The organism is Colwellia sp. MB02u-14 (assembly GCF_014076915.1).
Taxonomy (GTDB): Bacteria; Pseudomonadota; Gammaproteobacteria; order Enterobacterales; family Alteromonadaceae; genus Colwellia_A.
This window is the reverse complement of sequence record NZ_JACGUX010000010.1, coordinates 1-238: the sequence shown is the minus strand read 5'-3', so window position 1 is coordinate 238 and position 238 is coordinate 1. Positions and strand designations below refer to the sequence as shown.

1 protein-coding gene is annotated in these 238 nt (G+C 36.6%); it reads left to right on the top strand.

Going from position 1 to position 238, the window contains the following annotated elements; genetic code table 11:
• Positions 1 to 25 precede the first annotated feature (25 nt).
• A partial coding sequence (locus tag H4J52_RS02875; RefSeq protein WP_182224184.1) for a hypothetical protein occupies positions 26 to 238 on the top strand: 213 nt, incomplete at its 3' end.

The following is a 238-nucleotide window of genomic DNA, read 5'->3' as shown; positions in this document are numbered from 1 at the left end:
GGCGTTATGTGTAAAGGATTTCACAATGTCTGTAGGAATGAGTCTAGCAATGAAAGCTAAGCAGCCGAAACAAAAACGCTGTGATAGATGTGAATTATATACACCGGAAGCAAGCGATAAATGTATTCATTGCTCTGATTTAAATGAATCACAATTGGCTCAATTAAAAGCGCAGCATCAAGAAACTCTCGAAGATAATTCTACCTTTGGTAAATACCTATTATTTGGTTCGGCAATT